Source organism: Mucilaginibacter sp. OK268 (assembly GCF_900103125.1).
GTDB lineage: Bacteria > Bacteroidota > Bacteroidia > Sphingobacteriales > Sphingobacteriaceae > Mucilaginibacter.
Genome location: NZ_FNJV01000016.1, coordinates 47,909 through 70,986, shown reverse-complemented (window position 1 = coordinate 70,986; position 23,078 = coordinate 47,909). Strand labels below are relative to the sequence as shown.

Here is a 23,078-nt window from a genome sequence, read left to right as displayed (position 1 = left end):
TCCGAACAGAGAAGTCAAGCCCGCCAGAGCCGATGGTACTGCGGTAAAACGTGGGAGAGTAGGTCGGTGCCCAATCTTAAATCAAGCCCTTGCTGAGTGATCAGTCAAGGGCTTTTTTGTGCCTTGAAATTTTTGTGAAGATCTATTAAATTTGGTTATATATAAGCTAACTTATAGTTTATATATATATCAACAAGTATCCTTAATTATCAGCTCTTTTATTTCATCCTTAACGGGACTCAGCATCAAAACTATTCGCGATATTACCTGTAGCAAAAAGTACTAAAAATATGAAGGCAGAAGTATCTCCATCCACTATCGAAGCTGTTGTTCAAAGGCAACTCGATGCCTATAACAATAAAGACATTGACGCCTTTATGGAAAATTGGGCCGACGATGCTCAATACTTTGAACATCCCGCAACCTTATTAGCCAGTGGTGCTGCCGCCATACGCGAGCGTCATCTGATCAGGTTTAAAGAGCCGAATCTGTTTGGGAAATTGGTTAGTAGAATAGTATTGAACAATAAAGTGGTTGATACTGAAATTGTTTCCCGCACCTTTCCGGAAGGGCTGGGGCATATCGATGCCGTTTGTATATATGAGGTAACGGATAATAAGATTACGAAAGCCTGGTTTGTTATGGGTAAACCTATTCTGAATGAAGAACAATAGGCAATGGGATCACTTCAGCCATAAATATTCTAACAGAAAACCCGCCATTACCAGCGGGTTTTTCTTTTGTTAGGATATGATAAGATATAGAAAATTCTATTGTGTGGAAACAATTCGGTAAAGGATCCAGTTGTCGGTTTCGTATACTCTTTGGTAATTTACGCCGCTGTTCACTATCTTAATGAGCGGGATGTACCGGTTATTCAACTGGGTATAGCCGGTAAAAGGGTTTTTAGCTGTCGCTATCAGGATATAATCGTTGTAGCGGTATGGTGTTTCTATAGCGCTCAAAAACAGGTCCTGGTAAGGTAGGGTCAATTGTTTGATGTCGTGCGTAAATGCCGCGATAGGGTAGGATACGGCATCATCCATCAGTACCCGTGAAGTTTTGGGTAAACTATTGATCACATCGGCCAGTTCCATGCTTTCTTCCTGATCTGTATTCGGTTTGCGCGTGGTAAGCGTGGTTATAAATCTTTTTTCGTCGGTTATTAAGGAGTCGCTCAGGAAAATATACCCGGTATACAGCTGGATCAATACTACAAAAAACAATATCACCTTAAATACCATTTGCCGCTTTACCGTTTGCGCCTTAAATACCAGGCACAGTAATGACAGGATCAGAAAAATGAGGTAATACTCGTAAGTCAAAAATATCTTATCGTATTTAATGTGCAGAAACTCTATAAAAGCAAAGGGTGTTAAAATGGTTAAGGCCTGATAAGTGCTTTCCCTGAAAAGATAAATAGCTACCAATATCAGCGGACAAAAATAGATCACCCTTACCGATACCATGATGGATAGCTCCGGCAGCTGGTAGTTGGCGCTGGTAGTAGCAATATCAAAGTTAAGCTTATCAACCAGTACGTTCCAGGTGGCATAAGGGCTCTCGATAAAGTAGTTCAGATCATTGGCATGCGTTAAATTGAGCAGCTTATAACAGATCACCGATGCTACGGGTAAAATAAACAGGATGATATAAATAGCAAAGGTTTTATTGATAAGCTTACGACGCAGCGAAGGACTATTAAAACTCAAAAACAAACGGAAAATGGATTCCTTTTCGCCCAGGTTTAAGCTTTGAACCGTGATAGCCAATACCAGCGGAACAAAGAACAGCGTGAGCCAGATAAATTTGTAATCGCAAAAAATCAGGATCACCAAACAAATACTGGCCAGCGAAACGTGAAACGTGGTATTGGAACGATAAAACTTGAGCAGGTTAAAAAAGAACAGGAAAAAGAAGATGAGTACCATATAAATGGATTTTCCCGAACAGGCTGTGTATAACAAACCCGGGTGCAGAAAAAACAACAATAACAGCACGTACAAATAAAAATCGTCTTCGATGCGCTTGGTTAATGTACCGGCAATAACGTAAAATAAAACAGCCGTACCAATGGCCGATGCTATTACCGGAGCCAGGTAGGAGTCGAGCCAGCTAAAAATAAAGGTGTTGTAAAATGGCAGTAAGGGCGATGTAAGGCCCATAACCTTGATACGGTTACCCCATCCCTCAAAAACTATTTTGGTTTTTTCGATGTAAAAAATGCTTTCCTGGTTATAATAACCCAGGTGATTTAAATAAATACCGATCACCAGGTAGTATGCGCCAAGTATCAGGGTTAAAATAAAGAGATATTGATTTTTTGAAATCTTCATTACAACAATCTTATTTAATAACGTTTGTTGGGTTATTAACTTTACTTAATCCGTGATTGGTTTTTTCCCAGTAAAAAGGATTCACTATTAACTGGTACAAGCCCATATATGCCGCTGCCGAGTGCATCAACCAGTAAACCGGGTTGGCAATAGCAAATAATATCAACTCAAAATACCTGCGTTTAAATACCGCCATCATGTTGATATAGATCATGAGGATGTTGCCCACCATCAGGTTAAATATCGCCATAAATAATACCCAATCAGGGAACAGGGTGCGCATGGTCGAAAAATCAAATATCAGGTAACTGATAAATATGCCCAGTAAAAGCGGATAAGCCAAAAACGTAGCCGATGTGCCGCCTATAAAGAAATTAAATCCCCAGAAACCCCGCCAGCCAATTTTTTTAACCAGTTTCGCCGGGTTACGCATGTGTACCAGGTAGGTTTGCATATAACCCTTGATCCAGCGCGAACGCTGGCGTATCCAGTTAATAGGCTCGTTGTTGGCCTCCTCGTAGGTGGTGGAGTTAATGATGGCTATTTTATAACCTTTGGCGTAAGCGCGCACACCCAGGTCGGCATCTTCGGTCACGTTAAACGGATCCCAGGCGCCTAACTCTATCAGGGCGTCCATTTTAAAATGGTTGCTGGTACCTCCCAGCGGAATGGGGATATCCAAAGTATCCAATCCCGGCAGCATATAATCAAACCAGTAGGAGTATTCCAGCGTAAACATACGTGTCAGGAAGTTCTCGTTCCGGTTAAAGTAGTTCAACGCACTTTGTACACAGATATAATTTTGCGGCAGTTTGGCAAAAAGAGATACTACCTTTTTTAATTGATCGGTATCGGGAATATCCTCGGCATCATAAATAGTGAGGTATTTGCCCTTTGAAAAATGCAAACCATAATTACAGGCCTTAGGCTTGGTTTTAGGCATGTGAAAAGGCACTACGATCACTTCAAAAACACCCGGGAAATCCAGATTTTGAACCGCCTGTAATGTTTTATCATCATCTTCCTCAATCAGCAGTTTAATATCCAGTTGTTCGCGGGGATAATCCAGACTCTGTAAATTCCAGATCAGCTTTTTGATCAGCTTATCTTCTTTATAAACCGGCAACAATATGGTGTAAACCGGCAGACTGCTTTCTACAATATCCCGCACATCGGTTTTGGTTACCGCCTGATGCAATTCAAAGCGCGAACCCACCAGGGCCAGGAACAGCTTAAAAATAATAGCGATCAGGAAAAATGTACTGATGATAACATTGATAATGATAGATGTATTTTTAAAATTCAGCACCAACCCGATAACGGTGATACTGATGATAATAAAAATAGTGATGAGCTGCGGACTGGTAAAGGTGGTGGATGCTGAGCTATCAGGATCGCGTCTTAAAAGCTCAAACACGGAGGCTTTAACATATTTTTCGCCCAGTAGTTTATGGCTTAACCAGGTAATGTCCAGGTCGCTGGCTACAATGATGTGGGGCTCCAGATCATAAGTGAACCTGATAAATTCAATAAACAGCTGGTTGCTCGGGTCGCTCATTAAGGTCACTACCTTATTGTTTTCGATGCGGAGCGGTAAGGCGATATGATCGTTAGCAAATTTGAGATCGATCTTTTTGAGTATTTCGGTATCAAAGGCCTCTTCCCTTACCGGTGCAAAGGTAAAACCCGCGTTGCTTAAAGAGCGCTCGTAATTTTTACGGGAGATATAACCAAAGTTCAAAGCGATCTTGGTATATGAGATGCCCGACCGTTCTGAAAAATGTTTGATTTTTTCCTGATCGCCTGGTGTGATGAACCCGTCGTTAACCAAAAGTTCAGGAATAGAAATACTCATATTTAAATATAAATGTTAAAATAAAGCCAGAATCAAGAGTCAAGAACCAAGAGTCAAGAAAAATCCGAAATCATTTATTTTTTGTCCTGATTCCTGCTTCTTGACTCTTGTTTCTCCGTTCGGATTAATCGTTAAACAACTCCTGTGATTTTTGAACTTTTGAACGAACGTACAGGAATGACAATAATATCAGGATCAGTAAACCCAACAGTATGTACAGGTTATAGTTGTCCCAGAAACGGGTTAAACCGGTTTTAGTATCAACATACTCCAAGTTTTCGCTTGATTTATTGATGTTGAACAAGTATTTGTTGGAGTTAACATCAGATATACAAACGTTGCTCGATAGCGTTGAAAGCTGTTCGGTAATAGACTTGGATACCGCTAAAAATGCCTCAGATATATGCTTGCCGGTGGCCGTAAGTACCAGTGTTGCATTATTGCTATGTCCGTAAAATATCTGGGCCAAACCGTTTGATACCGTATCTGACAGGGAATAAACAGGATCATGGTTGTCGGTATTATACAGCCGGAACTCGCGGTCGAACTGTATTGGTGCTTCCGAAAACTCTTTCAGCAGTTTATCATCTTTTGAAAGTAGCGCTATGATGTTGTACTTTTTAAGTTCATCTGGCTGTATCCCGTCCGAATAAACAAACTCAGGGAAGTTATTAGCGTTGATGTTGTTATTCAGCTCATAAATAATTTCTCCCAGGGCGGCAGCGGCATATTTTGCATAGTCCCTGCTTATTAATACACGTGTGGTACCGGTATTGAAGGCTTCCGGATATTGATAAAAGCTCAGGTTGCTGGTGATGAATGGATTTTTTGATTCCAGGTATGATTTATCAACGTCAACCTCGGCAAAGAAATTGATGAAGCTGTCTTTACAATGGCCGCTGGTTGGGAAAAACCTGAATTCAGCTTCCAGCGTATTGTATTTATGGTGCTGATAACGGTTGATGGTGATAGAAGTATTTAACTTTCCTGAGGCGTCCAATTTCTCACTGCTGATGAGCAGGCCATTCAGGTAAATGTTAAAGAAACCACGGTCGCCGGGACTTAAACCACTGTAATTGGCCACAAAGTGGATCTCTACCTCTTTTGGTGTAAAGCTAAAGTCGCTGTTTTTAAAGGAGTAAGCACTTTTCAGTGAACCAATGCCCGATAAAAAGTCGCTGATTCCACCAATTTGTTTCAGGGATAATTTGGAGCGGTTTTCGTCGATGCTTTTAAAGAAAGTATTTTGTGCTTTTTCGATCAGCAGGTAATCGCCATAGGTGGAGTTCAGGATATTCATGTTACCCAAAGCGGTAATAGCTTTTTCGTAACCATTATCATCGCCACCGGTAATAAATAATATTTCTTTAGATACGTTTTCCTGGCTGATGGTTTTAACTGGTGTAAGGGTACCGTTTGGCGCTGCAACCATGCGGGTGTTGGTATCGGTAACCATGCCTACCGATTTGTGCAGGTAAAATAAACCCTGATCACTTTGCGGGGTTACTTTTATCAGTTCGCGTTGAGCTGCAGGTAAGCTTGCTATGTTACCAACCTCTATATAGTTACGTACGCTATCAGGTAATTTACCTTCCTCAAATACCTGGATGTTGCGGGTTTGTGTCTTTTTTAACCTGGCGTAGGCCCATGCCACCGCCTTCAAGTCATGCAGGCTTGGGTTTGCAGGATAAACAATGGCCCGTTTGGAGTCGAAGCAATTGCTGATGTTTACGTTATCAAAAAAGCTTTTATTGCTTTTTAGTAATGCCAGGTATGAATAATTTTTAATCTTTAACCACATAGCCGGGTTATCCAGATCCTTACACTCATCATCGCTGATGGTTAACAGGGTTTTTACCTGGATCTTCAGGAACTTGTCTGCCGACAGATCCGCGCGGGTCAGGTTAAGGGTAAGCTTCTGTATGGAGTCCCTGGTTAACCGGCCGCTATACGCGGGTTTGTTGTTAATAACCACGTTAATGTACGAGCGCTCTTTGATCAAAGCCTGTGATGGCTCAAAATACAATACCAGCTTGCTGCCATTCATTTCGGTAAGCGGGGTTATCTTCACATAAAATGAATTAGCTCCGCTCATTCCGTACAGCACATCGTCTTCATGCCCAAGCGATTTAAAAGTTACTATACTTTGTGCTTGCGTCGATGTATTAACTAAAAATACAAAGGCTAAAAGGGCTAAAAATTTATTCATCTGGTTGTAAATATTAATTTATAACGTAAAACTCAACTCTAAAATAATTACCGTTATCGTCACTGCGATAGCTTAGTTCGCCGCCCATTTCCTGGGTCATTAGTTTGGCAATGGAAAGCCCCAAACCAAGGCGACTTTCATTAACGCCTGATGTATCATTAAGCGTTTTTAATTTATTAAACATCATGTCCAATTCCTTCTGGCCTATGGCTATGCCTTCGTCAATGATCTCAAAAACAAAGCGCTGGCGCTGCAGGCTGGTTACCACCCGGATATCGTTATTGGTTTGCGAAAACTTGATGGCGTTCGACAGTAAGTTCTGAAATACCTGACCGGCAAATACCCGATCGAGCTTAACATTGAGGGGCAGTTTCAGGATGTTATCCGTCAAATGGATGTTTTTCATCTGCGCGGTTTCGTATAAGCCCCTGAAAACGTGCGCAACTTCTGTATTGGCATCAAATATCTCCAGGTTAAACTGCATCTCCGGCGATTCGATCTCTTTCACGTCCATCAGCCTGTTCAGCAGATATTGCATCTTTTCGGCCGACTCCGATATATAGCCCACATACTCTTTTTGATCGGTGCTCAGGCGATAATCTTCTTCCTTGATCATGTTATTGCTCATCACCACCGAGCCAATAAGGTTTTTAAGATCGTGCCCGGCTATATTAATAAAGCTGTTCTTTTGCCCGTCAATTTTGCGTAACTGTTCATATTGCGCGTCGATCAGGTTGTTTTTGGCATTAATGTCGGCATTTTGCTGCTTAAGTTGTTCGTTTGATTTTTCGATCAGTATCTGCGAGCGTACATCCCTCCGCATTACCTTGTAACGGGTGCCGGGGATAATACATGAAATAATAGCGGTTATAAAAAAGAACTGACCGCCATTACTGATCACGATATCGAGGTTATATTCGCTGAATAAATTGAAAAATATAGCCAGTAGCAATAAGGCTACCAGTACCTCTATAAAGGAGTTAAAAGGCTCCCAAAATACCTGCAGGTTAAAGAACAATACGATGGTTGCAAAAACCAGGTAGTAAATATTAAGGTTCTGGATCTTTACAATATTGCATAAAAGCGCCGATGTTACTGATAGCATAAAGAAACTGATATGCAGCAACAAACGGTAATCATATCCTTTAGCAGTAAAAAGCCCGTGCAAGCCAAATATCAAAGCGCTGGTGATCAACCTTACAATAAAAAACTGTATCCAAATTTCTGGTGCATATACGTAATCAACAATACTGAAAACCGGGTAAAGCAAAATAATGGGCCAAATAATATTATTGGTTTGGAACCATGCTTTTTTCGAGGTCTCTTTTATTAATTCGTCTTTTGCAATTTGAACAAACATTATTCGTTATCTTAAATTATAATTAAAATCAACTCCTGTTTTTTTATGGGTTTTTATCATTTAAGGTTTAAGAGATGAGGGGCAGAGTAATTCTTTTAACGCAAATCTTAAACTATTTGTTAATACTCATAGTATCAACTGCTGGCGCTCTTGCAAAAAGCAGTCCAAAAATGCCGCAAGCCCGTTCGCTGGCTTTTAAACGGGCGCAAAGTCTGGATAATGGCATCAGCATTTCATGGCTGGAACAAACATGGGTTAAACAAACGTTTGCGGAAGAAGGTTTAAAAAAAAACGATCTGGAGTTATTGAAAAAACTGGGCTTTAAAAGTATCAGGTTACCCGTAGCTTTTAGCTGGTTTCAGGAGCAGCACATACCCGATGAAGAGGTATACAAGCGGATTGACCAGGTAGTAAAACAATGCCACGATTATGGATTTAAACTGGTGATTGATTACCATTACGGCAAGTTAAATGATACCAATTATTTGGTGGAAACACCTATAATTATTAATCAGTGGTTAAAAATAGTAAAACGGTATACTCATACCAGCGCCGATGATGTCTTTTTTGAGCTTTATAACGAACCGCCCAGAATTGACCCCAAAGTGTGGAAAGACGCGGCCTATAATATAGTAACCGCTATCCGGAAAGTTGATAAACGACATACCCTCATCATCGGCGCATCCAATTATAATAGCATTTATGAACTGAGCCGCTTTGTACGCCTGGCCGACGAGAACATCATTTATACGTTTCATTTTTATGAACCGTTTTTTTTTACCCATCAGGGCGCAGCCTGGGTGGGCGACCAGGTGGCAACAACCGGGGTATCATTTCCTTATAATGCGGAAAATTTTCCAGCCCTTAACCCAAAAGCCAAAGGAACCGATGGCGAACTCAATTATAACAAGTACAATAAAGATGGTAACGAGCGTTCCATTAATGATAAGCTACAGATAGCTAAGGACTGGGCCAATAAGTATAATGTGCCCATACTTTGTGGCGAATATGGTGTTTATAATAAATACGCCGATCTCGACAGCCGCTGTCGTTATATTAAAGTTATGCGGGTGGCCCTTAAACGGCTAAACATTCCGGGTATGCTTTGGGATTATAGCGGATCGTTCTCTTTGTTTACCGGTAAACCTGCCCTAAATACGTTGCCGGTTTGTATGAAGGAGGCTATTGGGTTTGTGCGGTAGACGTGTGAGGTAGTGCTGATTTATTGCGCAGTAGACTCACCCGACCAAGCGCCTCTTCTCTCCACCCGTCATTGCGGGCGTAGCGTGGACAACCGACCAGAGGGAGCTCATTAATTCCTTTAAAAGACAACTAACAACATTAATAATCCCCGACTTACAGAGACGCTCTGCATATCGGGGATTGCCACGTCGTTCCTCCTCGCAATGACGTGAAGGAGTAGGGGAAACTCGTCTGCGACATGCCCTTATGGATTATGAACAAAGAGCAAGGATTTTTAGAATAAGGAACGAAGAATAAGGCGCAAAGGAAAAGTCTTTGTTCCTTGCTCCAAAAATCCTTGCTCCAAAAAAGATCCATTTACCGCATGCTATAAAATCATTTAACATAATTATTCATTTATTGATTACCTTTGTTGGGTAATATACTGTTATGGAATTTTTTGAAGAAAAACGTCGGGAGGTTATGGAGCATATTGAAAAATTTATGCTCGAAAAGATGTTTGAATATTTAAAACCTGTTGATACCATTTGGCAACCATCTGATTTTTTACCCGACTCTACAAGAGATTCCTTTTTTAGTGAAATAAAAGAACTGCAGGAAAGCGCCCAGGGTTTAAGCTATGATCTGATAGCTGTGCTAATTGGTGATACTATTACCGAAGAAGCCCTGCCTACTTACGAATCATGGTTAACCATGGTTGAAGGTGTAAATAAAAACGAGGAAGGTGGCTGGATGAAATGGACCCGCCACTGGACCAGTGAAGAAAACCGCCATGGCGATTTGCTCAACAAATACCTTTACTTATCTGGCCGTGTTAACATGCGCATGATGGAGGTGTCCACCCAGTACCTGATAGCCGATGGTTTTGATATCGGTACCGGAACCGATCCGTACCGCAACTTTATATATACTTCGTTCCAGGAACTGGCTACCAATGTATCGCACAGACGTGTGGCCTCACAGGCTAAAAAAGATGGCGATACGCTGTTATCAAAAATGTGCGGTGTTATTGCCGGTGATGAAGCCCGTCATGCTAAAGCTTATAAATATTTTATTGAGAAGATATTTGAGGTTGATCCGAGCGAAGCGATGATCGCTTTTGAGGATATGATGCGCAAAAAGATTGTGATGCCTGCTCACTTTTTACGTGAAGTAGGTTTGAAAATTGGCCAAACTTTCGGTCACTTTACCGATGCCGCCCAGCGCCTGGGTATATACACTGCTGTTGATTATGTGGATATACTAAAAGAGCTGATTGAAGACTGGCATATTGAAAGCACTACAGATTTAAACGAAGCCGGCGAAAAAGCCCGCGATTATATCATGAACCTGCCATCGCGCCTGCTGCGCGTGGCCGAACGTATGAAAAACCCCATGCTGGAATACAAATTCAGCTGGATAAACGGATAGATTTCCTTATCTGAAAATATTAAAAAAGGCGCCCGATTGGGTGCCTTTTTGTTTGATGGTATATCCCAACGCGTCATTGCGAGGTACGAAGCAATCTCTACATAGGCAGGTCAATTATGTATGTTTACTCTGTACAGTTTAGAGATTGCTTCGTGCCTCGCAATGACGCTTGTTTATTCTTCTGCGATAAATAATAAACAAGCGAGGTCATCCTGAACTTGTTTCAGGATCCCTCAGGACAAGCTAATCGCCATGTCGTACATCTTACTTATGGGGTGCCGAAATAAATTCGGCATGACTGGGGATTTATTTCTCCACCTTAAACCCAGGCTTACTATACCCTTCCGGCACATAACCATCCGGGATCTGGATGTGGTTGCCATCGCGCAGCGCAAAATAATTCGGCGACATGATCTCGACCCCGGCTTCGTTAAATTTGTCCTGTATGTTCTGGTGCAGCCGGGAGTAGATCACCGCCATTTGGTTTGATAGTTCTGTATAAGCATTCAGCTGATAGGCTACATTAAAATCATTCAGTCCGGTTTGCAGTACAAAAGGTTTATGATCGGTAAGCAGGATGCCTTCGGTAGCTTCGGCTGCGCTGATGAGCAAGTTATGTACCGTTTGCCAGGGTACATCATAGCCAATAGTTATGGTGGTATTTAATATCAGTCCCATGGTTTTGGCCACGGTGCTGTAATTGGTGGTATGCCCGCTTAGTATGGTGGCGTTGGGTATGGTGATATCTTCGTTTTTGATGGTGCGCAAGCGGGTTACCAGCAGGTTTTTCTCCACCACATCCCCCATTACATCGCCCACCTTAATACGGTCGCCAATTTTGTAGGGGCGCATATAGGTTAGCACAATGCCCGATACCATATTGGATATGGCCGACGATGAACCCAGCGAAAACAGGATCCCCAGAAACACCGTTACGCCCTGGAATACTTTAGAGTCGGAGCCCGGTAAATACGGAAATATCACCACAAACATAAAAGCGAACAGCAATACCCGGATAATATTGTAGGTAGGCATGGCCCACTCCGGGTAAAAACCATTGATGGTGATGGCACCCTGCGCAATTTCGCTGGCAATAAATTTTACCAGCTTGACAATATACCGGGTCACGATATAAATTACGGCAATAGTAAGCAGGTTAGGAATGTAATGCACAATGGCCAACAGGATACTTTTAAAGGGATTAACAATATAGCTTAATAGCTGTACCGCGATAGGTTTTGATGATGGGAAAATAAAGAACAGCACGGGCAATGCCAGGTAAACCAGCAAAATGATGAGTATAAACCGCCCGATGCGTAGCAAACCGGTAACCAGAGGCAGCAGGCGTTTGGCATAAGCAACGGGTGCACCCTGGGCTGCCAGCTTATCCATGCGGTTTTCCCAGGCTTTGAGCGTTTTAAGCTTTAACCAGCGGGAGCCTTTGTTGAGCGTCCAGATGAGCGCTATGAGCAGTATCACCACAGCAACAGCTTCCAGAATATTAATAACTATCTGTTTGGTACTGCTATCGCTAAAGTAATTGCCCAGCTTCTTTTTCAGAATAGCCAGGTAACTGGCTGCCAGCTGCGGACGATTAAGTTCAGTAAAAGTTGCATCCTTATTGTTAACCGCCAGTATAATTTGCGAATTATAGGAGATCACCGAAACCGTAGTGTCGTTTTTTAGCGTGAGCGAATCGGGGTTAAAATCAATGCGATTAACCAGCGCCTCGATGCGTTTGGTTACCACTTCGGCCCGTTCGGCAGGTTGAAACAAGCCCTGCCCGGTGTAAAATGTAAAAAGCGTATCCCGACTGATAATGACCGGATAGCCTTTGGCTTCAACCGGTTTTTGTGCCCGCGCAATAAAGGCGGCAAATAAAAATACGATGAACAGGTAATAACTTTTAGGCATAACAGGTAGATTTTCTGTTAAAGCTAAAAATTATATTTTAATTCTTTTTAGCCTTCCTGTACGGGGAAGGGTAATATGGTTTATTGTGATATTAAACCGATATTTAAAGCGCAGAAGTGTACTAATGAAACTACATCGTTATTTTGTTTATATAGTTGCCAATAAGGTAAACACCGTATTTTATATTGGTGTTACCAGCAATTTAGAACAGCGGATATGGGAACACAAACAAAAAGTCTACAAAGGATTTACAGCAAGATACGATTGCGATAAGTTGGTATACTACGAAGAATACCAATGGATAGATGATGCCATTGCGCGAGAAAAACAATTGAAGGCCGGTTCACGGAAAAAGAAAATTGATTTGATAGTTGCTGATAATCCTTCATGGAGTGATTTAAGCTTTGAATGGTATAAATAAAAAATAAATCAATATGTCATTGCGAGCGCAGCCTGGCAATCTCCTCGCGTTCTCATCGGCGAGAATAGCTACGGGATTGCTTCGTCCTACCTCCTCGCAATGACATGTGGGGGATGTACGGAGAAACATGAGGTGTAACTAAAAACAAAACAAACAAACTATGTCATTGCGAGCGCAGCGTGGCAATCTCCTCGCGTTCTCATCGGCGAGAATAGCTACGAGATTGCTTCGTCGTACCTCCTCGCAATGACATGGTGTGATAATAAAAACGAATAAAAACACATACCATGAATTACAAATTACTGGGCCGCTCGGGCCTTAAAGTTTCAGAATTATGTTTAGGCACCATGGGCTTTGGCACCGAAGCCGGATGGGGAGCCGATAAGGATACCAGCTTTGCCATTATGGATGCCTACGCCAATGCCGGCGGCAACTTTTTGGATACGGCTAATATTTACAAACTGGGTACCAGCGAAAAGATTATCGGCGATTATATGAGTAATCACGACCGTGATTATTTTGTACTGGCCACCAAGTACACGCTTAAGGATAATACCACCAATCCCAACGCATCTGGCAATAGCCGCAAAAATATGATGCGCAGCGTAGAGGAAAGCCTGAAGCGCTTAAAAACTGATTTTATCGACGTGCTGTACCTGCACATCTGGGATGATATTACCCCCATAGATGAGGTGCTGCGCGGCATGGACGATTTGATAAAACAAGGCAAAATAAACTACGCCGCTATCAGCGATACACCTGCCTGGGTAGTGGCCAAAGGCAATACCCTGGCCGAATTGATGGGCTGGAGCCAGTTTATCGCTTTACAGGTAGAGTACAGCCTGCTGGCCCGCACTGCCGAACGCGAACTGATACCGATGGCCAAACATTTTGGCATGACGGTAACGCCATGGGCTCCCTTAGCCGGCGGGGCCTTAACGGGCAAATACCTAAAAGGCGATAAGGGTCGCATCAAACCCGAGAGCAAACGTTTGGACAGCCGCAGCGAAGCGATCACCAAAGTGGTAATGGAAATAGCTGCCGAACTGGGCGTATCAGAGAGCCATGTGGCCCTGAACTGGACCCGTCAGCAGGGTTTTTCGTGTATCCCGATAGTAGGTGCCACCAAAGTCGATCAGCTGCTGGATAACCTGAAAACGGTAGAGGTTGCCCTGAGCGATGATCAGCTAAAAAGACTAAACGATGCCAGCGCCATTGAACTCGGTTTCCCCGGCGATTTTTTTAAGGAAGAAGCTGTAAGGGTAAATTCCTTTGGCGGATTTTATGATAGGGTGGAGAAGAGGTAAACACCTCATCCCGACCCTCTCCAAAGGAGAGGGAGTTAAAAGTTGCTATGTAAAGCCCTCTCCTTTGGAGAGGGTTGGGTGAGGTGTTCTTTGATCTCTCTCCAAATTTTCGTATATTTATATGAATCGGCACAGCCCGGCTTTCCAACCAGAAAGCCGGGCTGTTTAGTTAAGGGAAAAACAAGGTCAAAAATCACTCGTTTGGTATGTAGTTATTTGATAATCAGCAATTTAATACTTTTTAAAGTTTTCAAAACAGGTTAAAACCGTGTTAAAATTTGTTAAAAAGTGTTAAAATGAGGTTTTTTCAAACGTTTTTGAGCTGTTTTTAGCCTGTTTTTAGCAGAAAAGTGTTAAAATTTAAGGTTTAAAAAGTTTTTGACAATGAAGATCAATCAAAGCGTTTCAAATATGCTTTGCTGATGAGCTCGCCATAAGGGATGTTGCTTTTCTTGTCGAGACTGAACCAGGGATCGCCATTGTCCTTGAGTACCTGGATATTTTGGGCGGGCATAAAACTTTGAGCCAGCAGGAATTTTTTATGGTGGCGGGTATCTTCTACCACATCCAACACAATAAAACAGTGCCCCGGTGAACCACCCCTGATAAATACATCCCCGGTTTTAAGCTGATTGGGATCGCTTACTTTTTTGAGCTCTTTTTGTAATGATAAAGTGCCCGCATAGCTGAAAACCAGGTTCATATAGCGGAGGAAGTTGGGATAGCTGTAGTCCTTTTTGGCTTTTAGCATCCAGTGGTCGTTACTGTAGCGGTAACCATTGGCATAATGAACAAAATCGCACTTAAACCCGCTGGTAAAATTAAAGGAGATGGCTTTATAGTTCTTTTGCTGATATAAATACTCGCTGCGCAGACGTATCACGGCATCGGCACATTGTTGTAAGTCCTGCGTGCCTATGCTCATATCTACAATGGCCGCGGTGTACAGATTGGTGCGGGTAATATCGCCTTTATAGGTGCGGGCGGGTGTACCCACTGGCTTAAGCGGTAAGGCTTGCAACCAGGCTCCAAAACTACCGGATGACGCCGTTCCCTGCTGAAAGCCTGCCGGGATTTTAAACCGGTTTGTAACGTTATCTGGTTTGATAATAGGTATAAGCAGAAATGTTAGCAGCAGGATGAAGGCTTTCATAAGGTTTTAGCTTTTTTCAACTGTAAATAAGGGTTATAGGGTACAGGTAGATCATCCACCAACTTAAACGCCGAAAAATGCAAATGTGTAGGCGAGCGTTTTTTGTAGGCATTATAGCCTGTACGACCAACCACGGCAATTTTCTGACCTTGTTTTACTTCGTCACCGGGTTTTACAAAAATGGCCTGGTTGTGCGCATAATAAGTAAAAATGTTTTGTGCGGGGTGATATATCCAGATGAATTTGCCGCCACGCAGGTTGCTTACTGGTTCCCATTCATTGGCGCAGGCTATCACAATACCGTCGTCAACCGCCAGTACGTCAACGGGTTGATGGGTGCGGTCATCAAGACAATCTTGATTGCGGTCATTGATAAAAATATCATGAGCAGGGTGGGCCGCGTGCTTGTTACCATCAAGAAAATTGTAGCCTTTGTCAGAGTATCCGTTGCCATTGGTGCCTCCTATGGCGCTGCTTTTATAACCTTTAAGCGGGAACAGCCAACCGGATGGCTGTGTTTTATCGCCCGTTTTTTTAAGTTGTTCTATTAAAGTTTTGAACTGCACAGCAGCATCCCGCCTTTTTATCGAGCCATTTAAAATAGCCGTATTTAAGTTATTGATGTTGTTGCAGGTAGTTTTAACGTCCTGTGCTTTTGAAACAACAGATATACATAAAACACCAAGCAGCAGGATAATCTTTTTCATGAGGTTATAACCAATTAAATTTAGAGAAATTGTAACTGCCCCGGGAATTATTCACAAGGCTCTTACATTTACAAATGTATTTTTCTTAACCACAAACAATATGGCACTTTAATTTATTTATAATATTTAAAACAAAAACCTTAACATGTATTCATCATCTTCAGACTTTCTCCTTCTCCTTTTCATTATAGCCATCCCTATTTTGTTGCTTCTTTTACTGGGCCTGATATTCTCTATTGTGATTTTGGTGAGGCAAAGAAAAAGCCGCGGTTTGGAGATCACCGCCTGGATATTTAATTCCTTATGGTTTGTTTTTGACATGTTTATGGTAGGAGCAGGGGTTTTCAAAAAGGCAGACTATCCGAATTTGTTTATTTTCCCCACGTTGTTAACCTTCTTTTTATTGTGTCAATACCGGGCTAACATCAGCTCTGGTAACAGCCTCAAAACATGGTATATAGCTAAAACAAGTGTTATCCTGATTGCGTTCTATCAGCTTAATTCCCAAACCGTCAATTTGATATATCAGCAGTTTTATGGTACCCTGCAAAAAATGAATCTGGTAATGGTGATACCTTTAATTAACCTGGTAATTGTGCTGCTCATAAGTTCTATTACCGCGTTTCAATACCTGAAAAGAACCAGGCAGTCATTGGTTACTACCGAGGTTCTGAAAAACACAGCCATCTTTTTGATCTGTGTTTATGTATGTTCTTTCCTGGTTGGAAGGATAATTGGTTTTATTGATATATGGGGATTAGGAGATATCAGGGATATGTATATCAGTAAGATATACTTTAATGTCATGAATATTTTAATAACAATAGGTTACTCCTTATTATGTACCATATTAGGCACTTTAATAGCAGGTTACACTTATCTGCATTATGCAAAAAAAGATAAAGTGGAATTACCGGTCTAATCAGCCTTCTATTCTGATATCGTACTTGCCTAATAAGCCTGGCAATCCGTGCAAAGAGAACTGCGCTTTTTTGATCATGTTATCGTCCGGGTCGATCATAAAATTATAAGAGCTGCGCAGGTCGGCGCCTTTTAATATAGTGCGACTAAAAAATGCCCTGTTCAGGTTACAATTAATAAATTTGGCATCGGTCAAATCACATTCGGTGAGGTCGGTTTCTACCATAGAGCATTCGCTGAACCTTGCTTTTTTATTTTTCTTTTGGTAAAAAACGGCATTATCCAGGATGCAATGCTCAAAATGTACTTCGAACAAAAAGTCGCGGGCTTTGCCAAAATTCACGCCACTTATTTTGCAGTGTTTAAAGGTAATGTTTTGAAAACCGGTGTTGCTTACATCGGCTAACGACAGGTTGCAGTCTTGAAATGTGCAGTCGATAAAAACCATGCTGTACAGGTTGGCATAAGCAAAATCACAGTTCATAAACCTGCAATTTTCATAAGTACGGTCGCGCCCGATTAACTGGTCGGCAGGTGTTTTTGTAAAAGTTTGATCTTCCTGGTGGTTGGCTTGCATGGGTGCAAATTTAAGTTTCTTGCGCTATGTTTTGTCACCGTGCATTCGATTTAAAAATGGAAATACTTTTTTATGGATCAGATATTAATTATTATATATAATAATTATATTTGATATATATCCTTGAGTTTTAACCACTAAAAAACTATTCTTATGAAAAATTTACAACTAAAAGCAAAGGCTTTAGAACTTGGTGCAACAGGAATGCTTTCGAGAAGCCAAATGGGGAAAATCATGGGCGGCGGACCTATTATTGGCCATTTACCAGTGTGTGATGGATGCTGTCCAACTCATCCTTGTGTGTTTCCTCCAGACATGCTGTGTCCTGCGGTGGTGTGCCCACAAACTACGTAGTATTTATTACTCGAAGTTTTAATAGGCTAATAATACGGGCTTATCCAATTACATATTCCTCCGATATTGTCCGCCAACTTCGTACAGCGCATGGCTGATCTGCCCCAGTGAACAATATTTGCAGGCCTCCATCAGGCTTTCAAAAATGTTGTCGCCGGCAATGGCTGCATGTTGCAAAGTCTTGAGCAGTTCGGGGATACGTTCCTGGTTGCGTTGCTGAAATGCCTGCAGCGTTTGGATCTGGTATTGTTTTTCATCCTCGGTAGCCCTGATCACTTCAGAGGGTACTATAGTTGGGGAGCCTTTTTTATTCAGGAAGGTATTGACACCGATGATGGGGTATTCACCGTTATGTTTGAGGGTTTCGTAGTATAATGATTCTTCCTGGATCTTGCCGCGCTGGTACATAGTTTCCATAGCACCTAATACGCCACCGCGATCATTAATGGCCTTAAATTCGGTTAATACAGCCTGTTCTACCAGGTCAGTGAGCTCATCGATGATGAAAGCGCCTTGAATAGGGTTCTCATTTTTGGCAAGGCCCAACTCCCGGTTAATGATGAGCTGTATGGCCATCGCCCGCCTAACAGATTCTTCGGTAGGAGTGGTAACAGCTTCGTCATAAGCATTGGTATGTAGCGAATTGCAGTTATCATAAATGGCATAAAGCGCCTGTAACGTAGTACGGATATCATTAAAATCGATCTCCTGGGCATGCAATGATCGCCCGCTGGTCTGGATATGATATTTGAGTTTTTGTGAACGATCGTTCCCTTTGTATTTATTTTTGATGGCCTTGGCCCAGATGCGCCGTGCTACACGACCGATCACCGAATATTCCGGATCGATACCATTACTGAAAAAGAATGACAGGTTGGGCGCGAAATCGTCGATATGCATACCCCGGCTCAGGTAATATTCTACGTAAGTAAACCCGTTGGATAGAGTAAAAGCCAGCTGGGTGATAGGATTGGCCCCGGCCTCGGCAATGTGATATCCGGATATAGACACGGAATAAAAGTTACGTACTTTCTCCCTGATAAAATATTGCTGCATATCGCCCATCATGCGGAGCGCAAATTCGGTTGAGAAAATGCAGGTATTCTGCGCCTGATCTTCCTTCAAAATATCAGCCTGCACTGTACCGCGAACAGTAGATATCGCGTAGGCCTTTATTTTTTCATAAACATCAGCGGGAAGCACCTGATCACCGGTAAGGCCAAGAAGCATAAGGCCTAGGCCACTGTTGCCGGCGGGAAGAATCCCTCCTAAACTGCGAAGCACCTCACGAGCACCCACAGCATCTGATTGCGAGTAATCCTCCCCGAGAGGGAGGACTTTCTTTTCACGCTGATTTTTTGCTCCTCCCCCTTGGGGAGGCTGGGAGGGGTTATATTGGGGTCTCCCCAGCCCCTTATCATCATACAGCTCCTTAAATTTGGTTTCTACCAGATGCTCTAAACCATGTTCTTTGATATATTTTTCGCATTGCTGATCAATAGCCGTATTCATGAAGAAGCCGAGCAGCATGGGAGCTGGTCCGTTGATGGTCATGGATACGGAGGTAGACGCGGCACAGAGGTCAAACCCCGAGTATAGTTTTTTGGCATCATCCAATGTGGCAATGCTCACACCTGAATTACCAATTTTGCCGTAGATATCAGGTCGTACGTGCGGATCCTCCCCATACAGGGTAACCGAATCAAACGCGGTGGATAACCGGTGTGCCGGCTGACCAAGCGATACATAATGGAAACGTTTGTTGGTGCGTTCGGGGCCGCCTTCGCCGGCAAACATGCGGGTTGGGTCTTCACCCTCACGTTTCAGCGGAAACACACCCGCCGCGTAAGGGAACTCGCCAGGCACGTTCTCGGTAAGCAACCAGCGCAGCACATCGCCCCAGGCTTCGTACCGGGGTAAAGCGATCTTTGGGATCTGCAATTGAGAGAGCGAAGTATAATACAAAGGCTGTTTGATCTCTTTATCACGTACCTTATAAATAAAGTTCTCCGCCTTATATTTCTTAACTGTTTCGGGCCATTCTTTAAGCAGGCGTTTACATTCGGGGTGAAGTTGAGCTTCCAAATGAGCATATACCTCACCTAAACTGCGAAGCACCTCATGAGCACCCGAAATAACTGATTGCGAATAACCCTCTCCAAAAGAGGGGCCTTTGCCTTGCTGATTTTTGTCCTTGCTCCTTGTTCCTTGCTCCAGCATCTCACCAAGCTCCATCACCCCTTTTACCTGGAACAACTGCTGGGCGATTTTACATTGTTCATTTACCCAATCGTCATAGGCCTTGCTGCTTTCGGCAATTTCGGCCAGGTAGCGGTTACGATCTGGCGGGATAATGTAAACCTTTTCGGATTCTTCCCCTAAACCGGGTAACTGGCTCCCCGCACCGGCTAACAGATCGGTCCCGGTTTTCGCCTTGATGGTCTTCATGATAGCGGCGAACAGCGTGTTCATCCCTGGGTCATTAAACTGTGAGGCCATGGTGCCATATACAGGCAGGTCATCATCCTTGGCGTTGAAGAGTTGATGGTTGCGTTTATATTGCTTGCGTACATCGCGGATGGCATCGAGGGCGCCGCGTTTATCATATTTGTTAAGGGCTACCAGGTCGGCAAAATCCAGCATATCGATCTTTTCCAGCTGGGTGGCTGCGCCAAATTCTGGGGTCATTACATATAAAGACACATCGCAATAATCGGTGATCATGGTGTCTGACTGACCAATACCCGAGGTTTCCACAATGATCAGATCGAAACCTGCCGCCTTGCAGATATCTATACTCTCCTGCACGTGTTTAGATAGCGCCAGGTTGGCCTGTCGCGTAGCCAACGAGCGCATGTATACCCGCGGGTTGTTAATAGCATTCATGCGGATCCTATCGCCCAAAAGGGCACCGCCTGTTTTACGTTTAGATGGATCAACCGAAATAATGGCCAGTGTTTTATCCGTAGCCATCAAAAAACGGCGCACAATTTCATCTACCAATGACGATTTGCCCGAGCCACCGGTGCCGGTGATGCCGAGGACAACCCCCTCTAAATCTCCCCCGAGGGGGGAGACTTTTTGTCCTCCTTGCTTTTCAAAAGCCCTCCCTTCCGGGGAGGGTTTGGGTGGGATATTCTCCGCCATACTGATCAGCCTGGCAATAGCGCCCGCGTCTTTTTCTGGCAGGTGGTCCATTTCGCCATTGAGATGGGTAACCGTAGGGAAATCGCATTGCTGCAGCATATCATTGATCATGCCCTGCAAACCCATGGTACGACCATCATCGGGTGAGTAGATACGGCTGATACCGTAAGCTTGTAGTTCTTCGATCTCCTGTGGTAGGAACACACCCCCACCCCCGCCAAATATTTTGATATGACCCGCGCCGCGTTCGGCCAGCAGATCATGCATGTATTTAAAATATTCCAGGTGACCACCCTGATAGCTGGTAAGCGCGATGCCCTGTACATCCTCCTGTATGGCACAGTTCACTACTTCATCAACCGAGCGGTTATGGCCCAGGTGTATTACCTCGGCACCGCTGCTTTGTAGTATCCGGCGCATGATGTTGATAGTAGCATCATGTCCGTCAAACAGCGAAGCCGCTGTTACAAAACGGATCTTGTACCGGGATTGATATGGGGCAATGCTTTCCATGAAGATAGATGATTGGTCAACACAAATTTAGTAATTGTTTCCAAGTGGATGTTATGCATGCATAATAAATTAAGGACTATCAGATGTGGGATCTGAGGACTGGTACCGCAACTGGCTGGATGAGAACGGGTTTTTGAGGGGGACGGGTTTGAAATAGTTAAGAAATAAAGAAGTACAAATCAATTCTTTTAATGTTTGTAAAATAAAGTAAAATCCTGCTGACATAGGGTTGTCAGTAGCTGGTTTTAACTTTGGTTATTAATAAATCAATAACCAACAAAATGGCCGCAAAACATACATTACCAACACTCGCCAACATCTGCTTTTTAGCAGATGACATGGCAGCGTCGAAATGTTATGCGGAGCTGCTGGGTATCGACGCTTACTTCACTTCTCTACCTGCCGGAAAAACGGATTATATAGAATTTTGTATTAGCGATAATGGCGAAGAAAGCTCATCTGTATATAAAATGAGCGAGGCTGCATAATTGCCAGGAATTTGTTGCCAGGTAATATGCGTAAAACATCTTTTTTCAAGCAAAAGCGAATAAACCAGGCTCTTGCCATAGCGTTGCCGTTTGCTTTTTTAGCTTTGGTTATTATTAACCTTAAAACACATTAAATGACTGCAACACAAACATTAAGGGGGCTTGCTACCACCTGCTTTTTTGCTGACGACCTGACCGCCGCGAAAAAATGGTATGCCGAGCTCCTGGGTATCGATGCCTATTTTGCTTTTCCGCCCACGGGTAACCCAGCATACATTGAGTTTCGCATTGGTGATTATGAGCATGAATTGGGTTTTATCGATCGTAAATACGCACCCAAAGTAGCTGCTACTGGTCCTGGCGGCGCCATTGCCTTTTGGCATGTTGATGATATTGAGGCTGTATTTAAAAAGCTAATAATTATGGGTGCCAAAGAGTACGAACCGATCACTAAGCGCGGGGACGCCGGTTTTGTTACCGCCTCGGTAGTTGATCCGTTTGGCAATGTTTTGGGTATCATGTATAATCCGCATTACCTGGAGATTCTGGGTGCTATTAATAAAGCATAACTCCAAATGGCAAAGGAAGTAAACACAATTTCGCCCGAAAGCCGGCAGCAATGGCGGAAATGGCTGCATGAAAATCATGATAGCGGCGAAACCATATGGGTGATATGCTCAAAAAAGAGCGCTGGAGGCAAGGGCATCAATCATGACGAGGCGGTTGAGGAAGCGCTTTGCTATGGTTGGATCGATAGCCTGGCCCGATCATTTGATGAGGAAAGTTATATGCAGTCGTTCAGCAAACGAAAACCTAAAAGTGTTTGGAGCAAGATCAATAAAGAAAAAGTAGAAAGGTTTATTAAGGAGGGACTGATGGCCAAAGCTGGTTTTGATAGTATTGAAGCTGCCAAAAACAATGGCTATTGGTCGATTTTGGATGAAGTGGAAGAGCTGATCATTCCGCCTGATCTGGAAAAAGAATTTGATAAGAAACCTGTTGCTAAAGTCTACTTTTTAGGATTGAGCCGCTCTGATAAAAAGCGGATCCTGCAGTGGCTGGTGCTGGCGAAGCGCCCGGAGACCAGGAAGTTAAGGCTCCATCAGGTTGTTGAATCCGCGGCCCAAAATAAAAAGCCAAAACAATTAAGCTAATCAAAATAAAAAGGGTCACAAGCAATACGCCTGTGGCCCTTTTTTATAA

19 protein-coding genes are annotated in these 23,078 nt (G+C 43.1%); 10 read left to right on the top strand and 9 right to left on the bottom strand.

Features of this window, described 5'->3' with window-relative positions; translation table 11 throughout:
* Positions 1-290 precede the first annotated feature (290 nt).
* On the top strand, positions 291-674 hold the full coding sequence (locus BLR84_RS29475) for a nuclear transport factor 2 family protein (protein ID WP_090473850.1): 384 nt from the start codon (positions 291-293) through the stop codon (positions 672-674).
* Between the two features lie 96 nt (positions 675-770).
* Here the strand turns inward: BLR84_RS29475 and BLR84_RS29470 are convergent, their stop codons facing one another.
* The 4 genes from BLR84_RS29470 to BLR84_RS29455 all read right to left on the bottom strand — a co-directional run bounded on the left by BLR84_RS29470 (position 771) and on the right by BLR84_RS29455 (position 7,760).
* Positions 771-2,336 (bottom strand): hypothetical protein, encoded by a 1,566-nt coding sequence (locus BLR84_RS29470; RefSeq protein WP_090473849.1) that lies wholly within the window; start codon positions 2,334-2,336, stop codon positions 771-773.
* 10 nt (positions 2,337-2,346) lie between these two features.
* Complete coding sequence (locus tag BLR84_RS29465) at positions 2,347-4,191, bottom strand: glycosyltransferase (RefSeq protein WP_090473848.1); 1,845 nt, start codon at positions 4,189-4,191, stop codon at positions 2,347-2,349.
* A 124-nt stretch (positions 4,192-4,315) separates the two neighbouring features.
* A complete protein-coding gene (locus tag BLR84_RS29460) occupies positions 4,316-6,400 on the bottom strand; it encodes a cellulose biosynthesis cyclic di-GMP-binding regulatory protein BcsB (protein WP_090473847.1) in 2,085 nt (694 codons plus the stop codon).
* Between the two features lie 13 nt (positions 6,401-6,413).
* A complete protein-coding gene (locus tag BLR84_RS29455; protein ID WP_090473846.1) occupies positions 6,414-7,760 on the bottom strand; it encodes a sensor histidine kinase in 1,347 nt (448 codons plus the stop codon).
* A 116-nt stretch (positions 7,761-7,876) separates the two neighbouring features.
* Between BLR84_RS29455 and BLR84_RS29450 the strand changes: the two genes are divergently transcribed.
* Positions 7,877-8,962 carry a glycoside hydrolase family 5 protein gene (locus tag BLR84_RS29450; protein ID WP_176852192.1) on the top strand — a complete coding sequence of 362 codons (1,086 nt, stop codon included), beginning with the start codon at positions 7,877-7,879 and terminating at the stop codon, positions 8,960-8,962.
* Between the two features lie 430 nt (positions 8,963-9,392).
* Positions 9,393-10,373, top strand: a complete 981-nt coding sequence (locus BLR84_RS29445) for an acyl-ACP desaturase (RefSeq protein ID WP_090473844.1) — start codon at positions 9,393-9,395, stop codon at positions 10,371-10,373.
* A 306-nt stretch (positions 10,374-10,679) separates the two neighbouring features.
* Here the strand turns inward: BLR84_RS29445 and BLR84_RS29440 are convergent, their stop codons facing one another.
* Positions 10,680-12,287 (bottom strand): mechanosensitive ion channel family protein, encoded by a 1,608-nt coding sequence (locus BLR84_RS29440; RefSeq protein WP_090473843.1) that lies wholly within the window; start codon positions 12,285-12,287, stop codon positions 10,680-10,682.
* A gap of 124 nt (positions 12,288-12,411) precedes the next feature.
* Here BLR84_RS29440 and BLR84_RS29435 point away from each other — a divergent pair, with 124 nt between their 5' ends.
* Both BLR84_RS29435 and BLR84_RS29430 read left to right on the top strand, forming a co-directional pair.
* A complete protein-coding gene (locus BLR84_RS29435) occupies positions 12,412-12,708 on the top strand; it encodes a GIY-YIG nuclease family protein (protein ID WP_090473842.1) in 297 nt (98 codons plus the stop codon).
* Positions 12,709-12,995: 287 nt separating this feature from the next.
* The gene (locus BLR84_RS29430; protein ID WP_090473841.1) at positions 12,996-14,015 is read left to right on the top strand and encodes an aldo/keto reductase; all 1,020 of its coding nucleotides are present in this window, start codon (positions 12,996-12,998) and stop codon (positions 14,013-14,015) included.
* Between the two features lie 391 nt (positions 14,016-14,406).
* On the opposite strand, the gene BLR84_RS29425 is transcribed toward BLR84_RS29430, so the two are convergent.
* Both BLR84_RS29425 and BLR84_RS29420 read right to left on the bottom strand, forming a co-directional pair.
* Positions 14,407-15,168, bottom strand: a complete 762-nt coding sequence (locus tag BLR84_RS29425) for a DUF4846 domain-containing protein (protein ID WP_090473840.1) — start codon at positions 15,166-15,168, stop codon at positions 14,407-14,409.
* The gene (locus BLR84_RS29420) at positions 15,165-15,875 is read right to left on the bottom strand and encodes a M23 family metallopeptidase (protein ID WP_090473839.1); all 711 of its coding nucleotides are present in this window, start codon (positions 15,873-15,875) and stop codon (positions 15,165-15,167) included. Before BLR84_RS29420 ends, BLR84_RS29425 begins: the two co-directional genes overlap by 4 nt.
* A gap of 145 nt (positions 15,876-16,020) precedes the next feature.
* Between BLR84_RS29420 and BLR84_RS29415 the strand changes: the two genes are divergently transcribed.
* Positions 16,021-16,797 (top strand): hypothetical protein, encoded by a 777-nt coding sequence (locus tag BLR84_RS29415; RefSeq protein ID WP_090473838.1) that lies wholly within the window; start codon positions 16,021-16,023, stop codon positions 16,795-16,797.
* Here the strand turns inward: BLR84_RS29415 and BLR84_RS29410 are convergent, their stop codons facing one another.
* Positions 16,798-17,373 (bottom strand): pentapeptide repeat-containing protein, encoded by a 576-nt coding sequence (locus BLR84_RS29410; RefSeq protein ID WP_090473837.1) that lies wholly within the window; start codon positions 17,371-17,373, stop codon positions 16,798-16,800.
* A 153-nt stretch (positions 17,374-17,526) separates the two neighbouring features.
* Here BLR84_RS29410 and BLR84_RS29835 point away from each other — a divergent pair, with 153 nt between their 5' ends.
* A complete protein-coding gene (locus tag BLR84_RS29835) occupies positions 17,527-17,727 on the top strand; it encodes a hypothetical protein (protein ID WP_143014024.1) in 201 nt (66 codons plus the stop codon).
* Between the two features lie 48 nt (positions 17,728-17,775).
* Here BLR84_RS29835 and BLR84_RS29405 read toward each other — a convergent pair whose 3' ends face one another.
* Complete coding sequence (locus BLR84_RS29405) at positions 17,776-21,387, bottom strand: methylmalonyl-CoA mutase family protein (RefSeq protein ID WP_090473836.1); 3,612 nt, start codon at positions 21,385-21,387, stop codon at positions 17,776-17,778.
* Between the two features lie 281 nt (positions 21,388-21,668).
* Here BLR84_RS29405 and BLR84_RS29400 point away from each other — a divergent pair, with 281 nt between their 5' ends.
* The 3 genes from BLR84_RS29400 (at position 21,669) to BLR84_RS29390 (ending at position 23,029) form a co-directional block, all read left to right on the top strand.
* On the top strand, positions 21,669-21,875 hold the full coding sequence (locus BLR84_RS29400) for a hypothetical protein (RefSeq protein WP_090473835.1): 207 nt from the start codon (positions 21,669-21,671) through the stop codon (positions 21,873-21,875).
* Positions 21,876-22,009: 134 nt separating this feature from the next.
* Positions 22,010-22,444: a VOC family protein gene (locus BLR84_RS29395; protein WP_090473834.1), complete on the top strand. Its 435-nt coding sequence runs from the start codon at positions 22,010-22,012 to the stop codon at positions 22,442-22,444.
* Between the two features lie 6 nt (positions 22,445-22,450).
* Positions 22,451-23,029 carry a YdeI/OmpD-associated family protein gene (locus BLR84_RS29390; protein ID WP_090473833.1) on the top strand — a complete coding sequence of 193 codons (579 nt, stop codon included), beginning with the start codon at positions 22,451-22,453 and terminating at the stop codon, positions 23,027-23,029.
* The last annotated feature ends 49 nt before the right edge of the window (positions 23,030-23,078 follow it).

Coding starts and splice junctions, on each gene's coding strand:
- BLR84_RS29835 (WP_143014024.1), top strand. CDS start 17,527: ATGAAAAATTTACAACTAAAAGCAAAGGCTTTAGAACTTGGTGCAACA.
- BLR84_RS29390 (WP_090473833.1), top strand. CDS start 22,451: ATGGCAAAGGAAGTAAACACAATTTCGCCCGAAAGCCGGCAGCAATGG.
- BLR84_RS29420 (WP_090473839.1), bottom strand. CDS start 15,875: ATGAAAAAGATTATCCTGCTGCTTGGTGTTTTATGTATATCTGTTGTT.
- BLR84_RS29460 (WP_090473847.1), bottom strand. CDS start 6,400: ATGAATAAATTTTTAGCCCTTTTAGCCTTTGTATTTTTAGTTAATACA.
- BLR84_RS29475 (WP_090473850.1), top strand. CDS start 291: ATGAAGGCAGAAGTATCTCCATCCACTATCGAAGCTGTTGTTCAAAGG.
- BLR84_RS29455 (WP_090473846.1), bottom strand. CDS start 7,760: ATGTTTGTTCAAATTGCAAAAGACGAATTAATAAAAGAGACCTCGAAA.
- BLR84_RS29465 (WP_090473848.1), bottom strand. CDS start 4,191: ATGAGTATTTCTATTCCTGAACTTTTGGTTAACGACGGGTTCATCACA.
- BLR84_RS29470 (WP_090473849.1), bottom strand. CDS start 2,336: ATGAAGATTTCAAAAAATCAATATCTCTTTATTTTAACCCTGATACTT.
- BLR84_RS29440 (WP_090473843.1), bottom strand. CDS start 12,287: ATGCCTAAAAGTTATTACCTGTTCATCGTATTTTTATTTGCCGCCTTT.
- BLR84_RS29410 (WP_090473837.1), bottom strand. CDS start 17,373: ATGCAAGCCAACCACCAGGAAGATCAAACTTTTACAAAAACACCTGCC.
- BLR84_RS29415 (WP_090473838.1), top strand. CDS start 16,021: ATGTATTCATCATCTTCAGACTTTCTCCTTCTCCTTTTCATTATAGCC.
- BLR84_RS29430 (WP_090473841.1), top strand. CDS start 12,996: ATGAATTACAAATTACTGGGCCGCTCGGGCCTTAAAGTTTCAGAATTA.
- BLR84_RS29425 (WP_090473840.1), bottom strand. CDS start 15,168: ATGAAAGCCTTCATCCTGCTGCTAACATTTCTGCTTATACCTATTATC.
- BLR84_RS29400 (WP_090473835.1), top strand. CDS start 21,669: ATGGCCGCAAAACATACATTACCAACACTCGCCAACATCTGCTTTTTA.
- BLR84_RS29435 (WP_090473842.1), top strand. CDS start 12,412: ATGAAACTACATCGTTATTTTGTTTATATAGTTGCCAATAAGGTAAAC.
- BLR84_RS29395 (WP_090473834.1), top strand. CDS start 22,010: ATGACTGCAACACAAACATTAAGGGGGCTTGCTACCACCTGCTTTTTT.
- BLR84_RS29445 (WP_090473844.1), top strand. CDS start 9,393: ATGGAATTTTTTGAAGAAAAACGTCGGGAGGTTATGGAGCATATTGAA.
- BLR84_RS29405 (WP_090473836.1), bottom strand. CDS start 21,387: ATGGAAAGCATTGCCCCATATCAATCCCGGTACAAGATCCGTTTTGTA.